This window comes from Filimonas lacunae (assembly GCF_002355595.1).
GTDB classification, from domain to species: domain Bacteria; phylum Bacteroidota; class Bacteroidia; order Chitinophagales; family Chitinophagaceae; genus Filimonas; species Filimonas lacunae.
On the sequence record NZ_AP017422.1, the window covers coordinates 3067109 to 3081146 of the forward strand.

11 protein-coding genes are annotated in these 14038 nt (G+C 41.9%); 2 read left to right on the forward strand and 9 right to left on the reverse strand.

Annotated features, from left to right (window positions below; translation table 11 throughout):
- Positions 1 to 45: 45 nt before the first annotated feature.
- The 3 genes from FLA_RS12260 to FLA_RS12270 form a co-directional block, all read right to left on the reverse strand.
- Positions 46 to 1401, reverse strand: coding sequence for a hypothetical protein (locus FLA_RS12260; RefSeq protein WP_096510958.1), 1356 nt, complete (start codon positions 1399 to 1401; stop codon positions 46 to 48).
- A gap of 22 nt (positions 1402 to 1423) precedes the next feature.
- Positions 1424 to 4198 (reverse strand): TonB-dependent receptor domain-containing protein, encoded by a 2775-nt coding sequence (locus tag FLA_RS12265; RefSeq protein ID WP_076380770.1) that lies wholly within the window; start codon positions 4196 to 4198, stop codon positions 1424 to 1426.
- Between the two features lie 238 nt (positions 4199 to 4436).
- Positions 4437 to 6065 carry a tetratricopeptide repeat protein gene (locus tag FLA_RS12270; RefSeq protein WP_076380771.1) on the reverse strand — a complete coding sequence of 543 codons (1629 nt, stop codon included), beginning with the start codon at positions 6063 to 6065 and terminating at the stop codon, positions 4437 to 4439.
- Between the two features lie 258 nt (positions 6066 to 6323).
- On the opposite strand from FLA_RS12270, the gene FLA_RS12275 reads away from it, so the two are divergent.
- A complete protein-coding gene (locus FLA_RS12275; protein WP_197705888.1) occupies positions 6324 to 7052 on the forward strand; it encodes a hypothetical protein in 729 nt (242 codons plus the stop codon).
- 84 nt (positions 7053 to 7136) lie between these two features.
- Here FLA_RS12275 and FLA_RS12280 read toward each other — a convergent pair whose 3' ends face one another.
- From FLA_RS12280 to FLA_RS12305, 6 genes are all read right to left on the reverse strand, one after another.
- Entirely contained in the window at positions 7137 to 7961 is an 825-nt protein-coding gene (locus tag FLA_RS12280) for a universal stress protein (protein WP_076380773.1), read from the reverse strand.
- Between the two features lie 120 nt (positions 7962 to 8081).
- Positions 8082 to 8489: a hypothetical protein gene (locus FLA_RS12285; protein WP_076380774.1), complete on the reverse strand. Its 408-nt coding sequence runs from the start codon at positions 8487 to 8489 to the stop codon at positions 8082 to 8084.
- Between the two features lie 122 nt (positions 8490 to 8611).
- Positions 8612 to 8842, reverse strand: a complete 231-nt coding sequence (locus FLA_RS12290) for a DUF6965 family protein (protein WP_076380775.1) — start codon at positions 8840 to 8842, stop codon at positions 8612 to 8614.
- 13 nt (positions 8843 to 8855) lie between these two features.
- Positions 8856 to 11894, reverse strand: coding sequence for a DNA polymerase III subunit alpha (locus tag FLA_RS12295; protein WP_231940430.1), 3039 nt, complete (start codon positions 11892 to 11894; stop codon positions 8856 to 8858).
- Positions 11851 to 13020 (reverse strand): DNA polymerase IV, encoded by a 1170-nt coding sequence (gene dinB / locus FLA_RS12300; protein WP_231940431.1) that lies wholly within the window; start codon positions 13018 to 13020, stop codon positions 11851 to 11853. The genes FLA_RS12295 and dinB overlap by 44 nt, the downstream gene beginning before the upstream one ends.
- Positions 13021 to 13164: 144 nt before the next feature.
- Complete coding sequence (locus FLA_RS12305; RefSeq protein ID WP_076381030.1) at positions 13165 to 13383, reverse strand: helix-turn-helix transcriptional regulator; 219 nt, start codon at positions 13381 to 13383, stop codon at positions 13165 to 13167.
- Between the two features lie 354 nt (positions 13384 to 13737).
- Here FLA_RS12305 and FLA_RS12310 point away from each other — a divergent pair, with 354 nt between their 5' ends.
- On the forward strand, positions 13738 to 13992 hold the full coding sequence (locus FLA_RS12310) for a DUF6965 family protein (protein ID WP_076380778.1): 255 nt from the start codon (positions 13738 to 13740) through the stop codon (positions 13990 to 13992).
- The last annotated feature ends 46 nt before the right edge of the window (positions 13993 to 14038 follow it).

Consider the following 14038-nt stretch of genomic DNA (forward strand, 5'->3'; position numbering starts at 1 on the left):
AAAGGAAAACCCAAAGTAAACCTGTGTTTACTTTGGGCAATTGTTTTATTTTTTACTTAAGCTGCTTACATAGTGCAGGTTACCGGTGCCATCGCTTTGATAGGCTCCCATATCTACGCCGGGTTCTTTAATGTCAGCACCATATAAACCGCCCTGGGGAACTACTTTCATCGCTTTGAAAGCATCCGCATTGCCTTTTCTCAAACCAGGAGAAGCGGGCAGCATGCTCCAGTTGTATGCTTGTGCAGTAATGATGGTGATAGGCATAGCAGCTAAGGTCATTGGAGGAGTGGCAGTAGAAAAATCAAACTGATCCACATCATAATTAGCAAATTGTGGATTGTTGGTTTTTACTGCAGTACTTTTTACATCACCGGATTTAGTATACGCTACCCCATCTGTACAGTTAAACTGTGCAATCTGGCTGCTGGCATTAGAGTAATAAAACTGGTTGTTATAAGTGCTATGCGCCGTATCTGCATCAGAGGTAATACGCAGTCCATAGCGACAGTTAATTACCGCATTGTTGTATATTTTACCCTGTGCACCTTTCTCGTAGTTGATAGAACCACCACGGCCTGATTTTGACTGGCGCATACCACAGTTGAGTATGGTATTGTTGTATAAGTACGCATTGGTTTGAACGGTAGTGCCGCCACTGTTAGATACTTTGAAGCCATTAGTAGCTGCACCAATTACGAGGTTATAGCCTACATCACCTATGGTACCGCTTTTCAGGTTCAGCGCTTCGCCTCCGGTTTTGCCACAGGCCTCAAATGTGTTACGCATAAAGCTAACCTTGCCATGCAGAATACGGATACCATCATCTGTGCTTCCATACATCCAGCTATCTTCTACAATACAATTACCATCAATGTTGGTGTAGGTAAGCAAGTTGCGTGGGTCGCCTGAAGTAAATACTGCAGGATCTGCATTAGCACCGGCCGGGCCACCCGCAAATTCCAGGTGTGTCCACTTAATAATTACATCTCCGCTATTCGCGCCACACTGAATACCACCCCAGTAGCCTTTAGCTATATTAGCTGTAGTACGTAAGCTATCTAAAACGGTAATAAAGTTGTTGTTATCTGCTGTACCCAGGCTGATAAACGTACCATTACAAGTAATTTGCGGACTAGTTTCCGGTAATTTACCGTCACCCAATGCAATGAGTTTGCTGCCCGGCTGCATCAATAAAGTATCACCCTGGTTAATAGTAATGTCAGCGCTGAAATAATAGGTTTTACCGCTTAACAGGGTGCCTTTTACAGATGCTTTCAGTGTATCGCTGGTAATGCCCTGACCTGCGGTGATTTCACCTAAAGAAACATTCGCGGTTTCTTCCTTGTGGCAGGCTGTCAGCAGCATGCCAAATGCTATTGCTATATATATTGATTTCATTGTGTTTGTTTTTTACAGTGAATTACAGTTTAAATCTCACTCCCAACAGGTAGTTGGCTCCATAAGTATCTTTACGAATCTGTGTTTTCTTACCTAACTCCTGGTGCGGAACACTGCTGGTAACACCACTGGCAGTATAAGGCTGTTGTAATTCCAGCTGATAAGGTGTATTTAAGATGTTGTTGATTTTAGTATAAACAAACCAACGTTTGGCAACTCTTTTCTCCAATGAAAAGTCCAGTTGAGTAAAAGCCTTTTGCCAGATGTCGTTATTCAGGAATTGTGAAACAGTATTGATTCTTTTGCTGGTATAACCCAGTGCCAGTTGTGCATTCAGCCCCAGTTTATTGTCATCTTTAAACAACAGGGAAACGTTGGCTACATGGGCACTTTGTCCCTGTAAAGGCCTGGTTTGATTCACTGGTAACGTGCCGGTACCGGTGCTGGTAGTGTAGTTCTGAATTTTCGTAGTAGTAATTGCAGAATGGGTATAGGTATAGTTGGCTCTTACACCCCATTGGCGCAGGTAATGGGTAACGTCAAACTCGAAACCATAGTTTTTAGCACGACCAAAGTTTGACGGTATATAATACAGGATGTTTCCTAGGGTTTGCAGTGAGAATTCGATGGGATTATTGATGTCTTTATAAAACACGCCTGCTAACATCTGGCTACCACTACCTATATAATACTCGTAACGGAGATCGTAGTTATTGGCGGTGGTTCTCTTCAGGGAAGAATTACCTCTCTCCGGGTAGTCGCCATCCGGGTTGCCATCCGTATGGGGTATCACTTCGAAGAAGTTAGGACGGCTGATAGCTGAATAATAAGATAATCTTACTACCTGGTTGTTGGTAATTCCATACTTCAACATAGCGCTTGGCAGTACATCGTAATATTGGATATTGCCGGTTTTACCGTCTACACTTTTAGGTACGTTGGATGACCAGCTTAAGGAAGTATGTTCGTAACGAGCGCCACCTACTAATTCTAATTGTTTCAGGCTGATTTTTACCATGCCATAAGCAGCGCCTACTTTTTCCTTAGCGCTATAGTTTAACGCATCGTTGTATGAGCCGGTTGTATTATTCACCACCATGGTGTTATGGTTAATATCGCCATCGTAGATCTGGTTACTTGGGTCAAACTGGAGGTTGTATTTATCATAGTCGCTTTTTCTGTCTTTGCTGCGATACATACCGCCTGTAGACCAATCAACATGCGCATTGCCAATGGTAGATGCATAAGTAAGATTCAGGTAACCGCTTTTGTCTTGGTCAGAGTTGTGTTGAAACGTGCGGGTAGAGTTCAAATCGAAGTTAACAGGGGTAGAATAAATATTACCGGTTGTTTCGTCTCTTAAACTGCTGGTATTCGTATTCAAATTAGCAATATCAGGGCGGTTATCAGTTGCTTTAGAATAAACAGCACTCCAGTCAGCCTCTAAACGTTGTGTAAGTTTGTGTGAGCCGCTAAGGGTGAAGTTAAAAATCTTCTGGTCATCGCGGTAAGTACGATAGTTATTGGAAATCCTGCCTGTGCCTATCTCCTTGCGACCGAGAATAAGATTAGTGTCAGATGAAAAACGGTATTCGTTTTTTATCAGGTTCATATAAGCACCATACAGCCTGATTTTATGGTTGTTGTTTATTTTGTAATCCAGCTTGGTGTGTAAGCCGCTTCTGGCCTGCTGTATAGAGTAAAAGCGATCTTGTATATCGGTTACCTTTGCATCACCATTATTGCCATCGGTTTCTGATTTAAAGAAATAACCATTTACATTGCGGTAGTTGTTTTGATAACTACCAGCTACAATGATACCCAGTTTGTCATGAAATACACGGCCACCTACAGAAGCTCCCAACACAGAGTTTAAAGGGTTGTGCTTCGTGTAACGGGAAAAAGCGCTGTTAGGAAAATCGTTCATAGTTGCCTGGTAGCTATCTCCGTTGGTAAGGCGCGGCGAAGTAGTAAGGCTGGGGCTGCTTTTAAAAGCAGTATAGTCCTGTGTGAAAAACTTGTCTGCAATACCAACCGCAGCATTGGCTTTTACTGATAAATGCTCTGGTGCATCTTTCATTACCATGTTTACGGCGCCACCAATGGCATCACCTTCCTGTTTAGGCGTTAAGCTTTTTACCACCTCCAGTCTGTCCAGCAGGTCTGCCGGGAATACATCCAATGGCACATAACGGTTTTTGTTATCAGGGCTGGGAATTTTTACACCATTAATAAAGGTGTTGATGTAACGCTTGTCCATTCCTCTGATAATGGCATACTGGCCTTCACCATTCGTACTTCTTTCGAGTGATACACCCGAAACGCGTTGTGTTACGTTGGCCACAGATAAGTCAGGAGATAATTCTATAGTACGGGCAGCTACAGAATTTTGCACCACATCTGCTTTTCTGTCAGCCAATATAGCGCTGTTTGCAGAGCCTTTATCGTGACGGCTGGATACTTCTATTGTTTGCAGATCGTTGTGAACAGACTCCATTTCTATTTTCAGGGTATTCACAGAGCCATTCACGGTGATTTCGGTATTGTAGGGTTTGTATCCCATAAATACCACATCTACTTTGTAAGTAGTATTGGTTACATTTTTAATAACAAAGGCGCCATTGAAACCGGCTACCTCTATATGTCGTTGACCAGGGGCTTGTAAAATAATCCGGGAACCAGCTAAAGGTTCGCCAGTGTTTTTATCCAGGATTTTGCCGCTTACACTGCTTTTTTGAGCGTGGGCTGAAAAGACGATTGCTGTTATTAGCAGCAGTAAAATAGATAGTCGCTTCATTGTAATTTTTTTTGTGAAGGGCTTGGGTATGCCCCCGTTGTAAAGCGAGTGCAAGTTGAAAAAAGCAAGACCTGAAACCCAATAATGGCCGTATACAAAAGGGCAACAACGTTAACGGTGCCGTATACAAAAGAGCAACAAGTGAGAAATTTAGTTTGTAATACATTGATTTACATTGATTTGTTAGTTGATTGTTCCTCCATTAACAAATTGTTATCGTAACATGCCCGTTACGGTTTTATATAGAATGCAGGAAGGCGGTAAGGCTTTCTCCTTCTTCCAGATTCAGTTTTTTACGCAGGCGGTAACGAGAAACGCGAAGGCTATCCTGCGAAATGGCCAGTAAAGTAGCCATGTCTTTAGAGGATAAATTCAATTTAATGAGCGCCGCTAATCTTAAATCGCCATGGGTGAGATCTTCCTGTTGCTTTTTTAGTTTGGCAAAGAAATCCTGGTGAACCTGTTCAAAAGTTTCCCGGAATTCGTTCCAATATTCGTCGTAGTTGAAGTTGAGATTGATTTGTTGAATCAGTTGCTGGATTTGCTTCCGCTGATCACGTTTGTCATCTTTGGCCATTGCTTCCAGGCGGGTGCGCAAGTCGTCCAGCAGCTGGTTTTTCTGAATCACATGCAGGGTATGGCTGGTCAATTCTTTTACTTTCAGCTCCAGTTCCTGCCGTAATTTGTCTTCCTGTAGCTCTTTATTGGTAAGCGCGCTTTGCATCAGTTCCTGTTGGGTTTCATGCATTTGCTGGTGCTGTTGCGCCACAATGTCAGCGTTCTTAATTTTTAATCGCTGCCTGCTGATAGTAACCCTACCCAGTATAATTAACAAACACAGTACAATTACCGTAGCTATGGCTATAATAATATTGGTATTACGTTCGTGCTCCAGCGATACAATTTTTTCATTCTTTTTATCCGCTTCAAAAAGTGCACTTAAAAAAGCAGCCTGGCGGTTGTTTTCAATGGAATAAATATCAATAGATGCCCTGCGGGATAATTCCAGGTAACGATAGGCGCTATCGGGCTGATGCATCAGGTACCAGGTTTTCCCTAGATCGCGGCAAGCGGCCCCGGTTTCGTATAAATCTCCTCTTTGCTGTGCCTGGGTGAATGCTTCTTTGCTGTACCGCATGGCTTCTGCATAGCGACCGGTTTTGCGATATACATCTCCCAGATTGTTTAATACACCAATAATGGCTGCGGGTTCATGCGCCTGTATATAAAGTTCGTATGATCTATTGTAATAATATAAGGACGAGTCGAATTGTTCCAGGTCTTCATAAATGCTGCCTATATTCTCATAAATACCAGCCATTCCCTGCTTTTCTTCCAGGCTGGTATATTCCTGTAATGCCAGGCGCTGGAAATAAAAGGCGCTATCATACTTTTTCTGTTTTTCGTACAGGTGTCCGATTTTTCCATAAGTATCTGCCTGGCCTTTTATATAATGAGTTTCCTGGTATAGTGTCAGGGCTTCATTGTATTTCTCACGGGCTATAGCGCTCTGACGGTTATGATAATAGGCTGCACCCGTAGCGTTGAGGTTTTGAGCTACCTCATTTTTCATACCTTCCTCCCGGAATATTTTATCTGCTTTGCCATACAGATCCAGTGCCTTGGGGATATTGCCCATGTTGTAACATACATTGCCCATCTCCATCAAGGCCTTACCGGTTCGGGCCTGGTCTTTCTTTTCTACAGCCAGGCTGTAGGCTTCTTTTAGCTGGGCAAATGTGGAATCGGAATACTGATAATTGAAAGAGAAGGAGCCGGACTGCTCTGTTTGTTCTTCGGTATACTGACCTTTTACAGTCAGGATACCGAACAGGAAAAAAGTCATGAATAAAAACCTACTGCTCATAATCGATGGGGGGCTGCCGCTATAGTCAGGAATGATGCTGACAGCCTGCTACAAAGAAAAGCACTCAATATTATGTAATTGTTAAGCGAAATAAATCACTGTTCAGCCTTTATTTTACAATGAACAAAATGAACAGTGTTTATAAACTGCTTATAATGAACGCTCCACACAAAACTTTTCTGCTGTTATTTCACGCCATATTTTAAACCGCTAATGAATACTGCAATGAAAAAAACACACTTTTGCAACCGATTATGTATGTTAAGCGCCATTTGTTTTGTGTTAGCTGCTGTGGGATGTAAAAAAGACGATGATGTTACCCCTCCTGTGTACACCAATAACGAGTTGTATGCCAATGCAATTTTAGATGCGATGGTGGCCGACAGTACAGAAAAGGTGGATACCTTATGGCCCATATCGGGCTTAAACAATGTTTTAAAATGGAAAGTGATTAATGGTAAGGAATATGTGAAGATGAGCACCTTTATGCGCTTTCCGGGCAGCTATCCTGAAGGAGACAGCATCACCAATACCTGGGGCGAATCGTGGATGTTTATCCCTGACCAGATGAAACTGCATGTAAACTTTAACGCTTCTTCCGATACCATTATGCGTATATGCCAGTTATTAGGTCTGCCACCCAAAAACAGCAAAAGCAATACACATATTGTAACGTTGTGGGTGCCTGCCAACCGCCTGGTACGTCCAGCCGGAAATCCGGATATCGCCTCCACTTCTGCTGATGCCAGGCTTATCAGCACTGTTTCTGCTGACTATGCTACCTGGTTTAATAATTATATTATTTATGCTTATTATCATACCCTTCAGTCTGATACCGATTTTCATTATCCGTGGACAAGATTAGGATATACTTATGACTGGTCGCCGGATGCGCCCAATAAGGTTGGTTTAAGCGAATACGTGCTACAAGCTAATACGGGTATATGGGTAGATAAAGTATATACAGCCAGTGATTATTTTAAATAACTATAGATAAGGCATCTATTTTACTCATAAGAAAGGCCTGCTTTGTTGAAAATGCAGGCCTTTCTTGTGATAAGCAGGAAAACATTATGCTTCATGTAAAAAAAGCAAAGGAATATCTGAATGATAAGTGATTTCCTTGGTAATACTATGATGGAAAAGGTTACTAAAGAAACTACGTACCCGGGGCAGACTCAGTATTAAAGAGGCTTTGTGATTACGGGCAAAATTGACAATAGCATTGCCTTCTTCCTTACTGTTACTGTAATGGTATTCAGGCTTGTATTTATCCAGCCAGTTATGTAGCTCTTTAATTTCAAAAAACGATTCTGCACCAAACTCTTTTTCTTCCTCATCCACATTCAACACATCCAGCTTAGACTGAAACAGATCCAGCCATTTGGTTATCTGGTTATAAGCGGGTGATTCCAGTTCACGCAAGTCTGTTGCGAATACTACATGTTTAATATTCTGTATCTCGGCGCTTTCAGGTACTACCAATACAGGGCAGCTGGCTTTTTCAGGAACAAGTATAGCGTTACTGCTTCTCTCTGATGCCTGTGTATCACTACCAATGCCCATCACCACTAAATCAATATGTTCCCTTTGACATATTTCATTCAACACTTCATCCAGCTGCACATCTTCCGTTAACAGATCAATAGCAGTATCTTCATGACTTTCAGGCTCTAGTTGATTCGCCATATCCAATAACATATCTGTATATTCCCTGTCCAGCTCTTCCTTACTGGCGTTGTTGGCTACTGTTGATAAAACTACAGGAGCAACAGACTGGTAAGCATGGAACAGTATGATCCTTTTTACAGGTATACTTCGCGATAAATGACAAGTGTACCGGGCCGCATGATAGGCGGCATTGGAAAAATCAGTTAATACAAGTACGTTAAGCATGGTGTTTTCTTTTGCTGACACTAATATATTGTTTTGCCTGCATAAATGTAAGTCTCCGAAGACATTATTTCCTTTGTGTTGTAAAAAGAAAACAATTTATTGATTTACAGTAAAAATCAATCAGGATGCGGATTTGCTGCTTTTAGCTGCTTTTTTCAGCTGCTTTTTCTCGTCTTTCTTATCTTCATCAAACTTCTTGTATTGTTCGGCTGTTAATACTGTTTTTAAAGAAGCTGCCCATTCTTTATTCACCGCTTTGGCCTTTTCTTTTTTAGTGTCTTTATCATCACTGCTTTCTTTTACCGCTTTCAGTTTAGCAGCAAAATCGCCGTTTATTTTATACACTTTGGGATACTGGGCATCTGTTAACGCCAGCTTCAGCTTCATGCTGTCTGTAATGTTTTTTACCGTAACATCCACATGTTCTTTCTTTGGAGTTTTTTGTGCCATTACGGTGTTAACACCTGCAGATACAAAACATAGAGCGCCTGCTAATAACAGGACACGGAAAGGGTTACCTTTTTGCATAATACAATTTTAATCAGTTATATAAGATAAGACCAGGTGTTGCTAATTTCGTTTAATTTTCAATAGCAACTGTGGTAGATATCCTGTTTATTATTGTGTTTTTCATCTGTTGTTATGGCGGATCAGGATGTTAGCTGTGCTATGATGGCCTGTCTTATTTCGCGCAATAAGTTCAGGCGCATCTCTTTTATTTTATTACTTACTGCTGTTGAATGCAGCATAGTAAAGCTATCATTCACTGCGGCAGTTACATCGTTCAACGTTACTGCTTTGTTCAAAGGGAGTTTTTCCGGCAACACGGTGCTACGGAAAAACTGTTCCAGTTCGTTTAATTCCTCTATGGCTATCGTCATACTACAAATATACTCACCGGGCAGAGTATGCCACCGGACTGCCGGAAGAAGTTTTCAACCCTATTTTACTGCAACGGGTAACTTCTATACTATATACACCAAACTCTTCTGTTACCTTTCCCTGCAATTCATAAAAGCCTTTTCCCTGAAAGGGTGATAAGTGTGGAGTAAAGGATTGCGGAAAATGCACTGTGTCCAGCCACTCTCCTTTTTTATCCAGGAAGGTGCCAAAATACATAGACTCTTTTTTTATAGTGCGTGCATGTTTATCTGTTACGAAATAGCCGATAGTGCTAACATTGCTGCCTTTGAGCGCTGGCAGGTCTTTGGCAGTACAATATTTACTAAGATCTGCATCTGCTAATGGCCACACATTTCCCAGCGGAAAGCCCAGTAGTTCCAACTCGTCCAGCGCATCGTCATGAGGGTGTTGATGTAACTGAGGTAGTTTAAACTCCATAGGCGGCTCGTCAAACAAGGAATGAAAAGCAGGTACATGCCGGGCATTTTTCTTTTGCAGGAAGTTGGCTTCCCATAATAGCTCTTTTTTATTCTTTCCTGTAAAGCCCAGGGCGCCGGTTCTGATAAGGAGGTTTAGTTGTTCCAGTGGAATATGGGTGCGTTCTATAAAATCCTGCAGGTGCAGGTAGCTCCCATGCCGGCTTCTTTCTTCCAGCACTGTTTTTAATACAGCATCTTCCAGGCCTTCTACATGTATAAAACCAACATGAACGATATTGCCGGAAATGGAAGTAAGCTCCTGCCCTTCGTTCACACAGGGAGGTAGCACTTTTACTCCTGTTCTTTTAAGCTCATGAAAATAAAGTTCGCGCGAATAGAAGCCGCCAAAGTTGTTAATAACGGCAACCATAAATTCAGCAGGGTAATAGGTTTTGAGGTAAAGGCTTTGATAGCTTTCTACTGCAAAAGAGGCAGAGTGCGCTTTAGAAAAGGAGAATCCGGCAAAGCTTTCCATTTGCCGCCATACTTCCAGGGCTATCTGGTCGTTATGGCCTAACTGGCGGCAATTTAGGAAAAAGCGATTACGGATATCTTCAAAATGCTTTTGCCCACGGTATTTACCGTTCATGGCCCTGCGCAGGATATCTGCATCTGCCATATCCAGCCCGGCAAAATAATGGGCTACCTTCATCACATCTTCCTGATATACCATAATGCCAAAGGTTTCGTGAAGTAGTTCTTTCAATATGGGGTGCAGGTATTCAAACTGGTCGGGTCTGCGATAGCGGTAAATATATTGCCGCATCATGCCGGATTGTGCCACACCAGGACGTATAATACTACTGGCTGCCACCAGGGTAATATAATCCCTGCATTCCAGTTTTTGCAGTAGCTGTCGCATACCCGGACTTTCTACATAAAAACAACCAATCGTATCAGCCGTACGCATTCGCTCAGCCACCTGTTTGTCGTGCTTAAACTTTTCTATATCGTGTATATCAATGCGTGCGCCTTTGTTTTGCCTGATCAACTCTACTGCATCTTTTATATGGCCCAAACCGCGCTGGCTTAGTAAATCCAGCTTAAATAAACCTATTTTTTCTGCCACAAACATATCCACCTGAGAGGTGGCAAATCCTTTAGGGGGAAGCTCTGTAACAGTATAGGTGTGAATAGGGGCATCGCTGATTAAAATGCCGCCGGCATGTATGCTCAGGTGATTGGGGAAATCCTGCATAAGGCTGGCGTAATAATTAATTTTACGATGTATAGCATCTTCTTTGGCGGCATAGCCCAAACGTTCAATAGCATCAATTTCCGATTTAGGCAGGCCAAACACCTTTCCCAGCTCACGAATGGCGGCCTTTTTTTGAAAGGTGGTATAAGCGCCTAGCAACGATACATGATCACTGCCATAGCGTTCAAATACATATTGGAAAATTTCATCTCTGTCTGCCCAGCTAAAATCAATATCAAAATCGGGCGGAACCTTACGGGCGGGGTTTAAGAAGCGCTCAAAATACAAATCCAGTTCCAGCGGATCTACATCTGTAATACCCAGGCAAAAGGCAACAATAGAGTTAGCACCGCTGCCACGGCCTACAAAAAAGAAATGGCGGCGACGGGCAAACTGTATAATATCCCAGGTGATAAGAAAATAAGCATTAAAGCCTTGCTTATCTATAATCTCCAGTTCTTTATACACTCTTTCCGTTGCCGCCTCATGGTCTTTTCCATAACGGTTAGCAAGCCCTTCCAGTGCCAGTTTTTCCAACAACTGTTTATCGGCTGATCGATTGTTGTTGTACACCTGCCTGGTTTTGTCCTGTTTAAAATCCAGCTCGATGCTACAGGCATCCAGCAGCGCATTCGCATTGTGAATCAGCTGCTGATGCTGTTGATATAATATGCCCAGCTCTTCCGGAGCCAGGAAGGTTTCATGTTTGCCTGCTACGTCCTGCTGCTGCAGTTTGCTGATAACCACATTGGCATTGATAGCGCGTAACAGGCAATGGAGATAGTAATGATTGCTATCCTGGAAGGTTACCGGATGGCGCATTACTAAACGGTTTCCATAGGTTGTAATGTCCGTTTTGTACAACAGGTGCAGTTCGGTATACTGTACACCTATAAATTCATTGGCTTGCAGCTCAGCAACCCCTATAGTATCCCAGGGATAAATGATAAACACATCATCCGTAAATACTGGTCTTACGGGGAAGGATTGCTGCCGCTGCAAATGCTTTGTTATAAATTGGTTGATGGCTAAAAAACCACTCCCGTTCCGGGCCAGGAGTATATATAGATGTTGGCGTTGGTTTTGTATCTCGGCCCCGGCAATAGGTTTTATCTGCTGCTGCTGGCAGGCGTCTACAAAATCCCAGGTGTGGCTGGTGCTGTTAATATCCGTTAGCGCCAGCTGCTGTATACCCTGTTTTTTTGCTGTGCCAACAAGGTCTTCTATTGAATAAGTACCATAGCGTAAGCTGAACCAGCTTTTACAGTTGATATACATGCGTTCACTTTTAATCTCTTCTTTTGATTGGTTACCAGGTTGTATGCGTGCCAGACTGGTTAATTCCGGATGCACGCATCAGCAATTGTTCTCCAAACTGCCGCTTGATGCTATCTATAGACTGGTACAGGTTTACCATCTCCTGTGTATCATCAAACAGGTTAATCTGGTAGTTACCGGGTATCAGGCTGCTTACACGTACTCCTACCATACGTACCAGTAAGCGGCGGTCGTACAGGCGGCTGAATAATTCCTTAGCTGCTTCTATGATAATATGGTCTGATGCAGTATAGGCAATCGTTACCTGCTTAGTAAAGGTTTGAAAATCGCTATACCGTATTTTTATAGTTACACAACCTGCCAGTTTGTTACCCGCTCTTAATTCATAGGCTACCTGTTCGCACATGCGAATGAGCTGGTTATTTAAAAAAGCCAGGTTGATAGTGTCATTGTTAAATGTGTTTTCCGTACTAACAGACTTCTGCTCCTGGTAAGGAACTACAGGGCTATTGTCTATTCCATTGGCCCTGCGTGATAATTCTATCCCGTTTTTCCCCAATAAATTCACCATCATAGGTTCCGGAATTTCGCTTAGTGTTTGAATGGTTTCTACGCCCATTCGTCTCAGCAACTCTCCTGTTTTTTCTCCTACCATGGGTAATTTGTTTACCGGCAAAGGAGCCAGAAACCTTTTCTCGTTTCCAAAAGGAATGTATATCTGGCCATTAGGTTTGCTTTCATTAGTAGCCACTTTACTCACCATTTTATTGGTGGCCAAACCCTGGCTGATAGACAGCCCCGTTTCCTTACAAATGGTTTTTCGCAATTCAGAAGTGAATAGCTCACATCCGAAATACTTATCCATGCCGGTAAGATCTATATAGAACTCGTCGATACTGCTTTTTTCAAACATAGGCACATGGTTGCTGATAATATCAGTGACCATTCGTGACTCCCGGGAATATTTATCCATATCCCCCTTGATAATAATAATATCCGGACAAAGCCTTTTGGCTAATTTAACTGGCATGGCACTTCTCACACCAAACTTCCTGGCTTCATAGCTGGCCGAGGCAACAACTCCCCTTTCTCCTCCTCCTACCACCACTGGCTTTCCTATCAAACTGCTATTGTTTTTACATTCCACTGAAACGAAAAACGAATCCAGATCGAAATGCGCCACTGACCGTTGTATACTCAAGCTGCACATGTATATTGGATTTGTTGCTTTGCGAAAACAAAAATACTATATTATTTAGCATTTTAGGAAATTATTTTTAGTATTTCGCTAAAAATAAACAGTGAGATTTTTTAAAGGAGAAAATGAGTGAGAATGAGGAGTATCCTATGATTTAGTACGCGGCTCCAGCAGAATAATGGGTTCAACATCTAAAAAATCAGCAATGGCATATAATTCATCTAAGCGTGGTTGGCGACTGTTGGTGCACCAGGAAGATACAGTTTGCGCATTAATTTTCAAATGTTCAGCAAGCTCTTTACTGGTTCTATCTTTCAATGCAAGAGTTGCTTTAATACGATTATATTTTACTACATCTTTTGCCATAAGGCTAAGATAAAAAGGTCTAAGGAATTGATTTTTAATCACAAATGCACCTATTGTTACATTTATATAAACATATGTATATAGTATTTGTTCATAATTTACATAAATACATATGGTAGAATTATTTTTTGAATTATAAAAAAGCACAATAAGTCGAATTTATTTTTGTATAGTCGAATTATCTGGAACAGTATTAACATTTTTTTGAGAAATTCTGTTATGAAAGAAACCATTTCCGGTTCATTATATAATTAGAAGGCGGGCAGACAGTGATGTCTGTGTACGCTGCTGCATAAAGGGGGTCTTTACCTTTCGGGGTAAAGACTCTTTGTTTTTTACTAGCTTTGCTCCCTGATGTCTACAAATCCATTATCCGAGCAAGCAATCCAGGAATTGCATGACTATTTTAATGCCCATAACGGCGAAATTCCCGCCAGCCTTAAAATAAGCCCTGCAGAAACGATTAATAATGTACGTAAGTTGATAGATGAATGCTTTGGCATTTTATCCGATCCCAGTATAACAGAGCGGATTAAAGGAATGCGGGTGAATTTGTTGAAGGGGATTCAGGTGGCGATGGAGAAAGAGAAAGCATTGGGAGAAGCATAGCAATAAAGACGTTTGCAGCATTAAAATTTATGGCTACGCTAACATA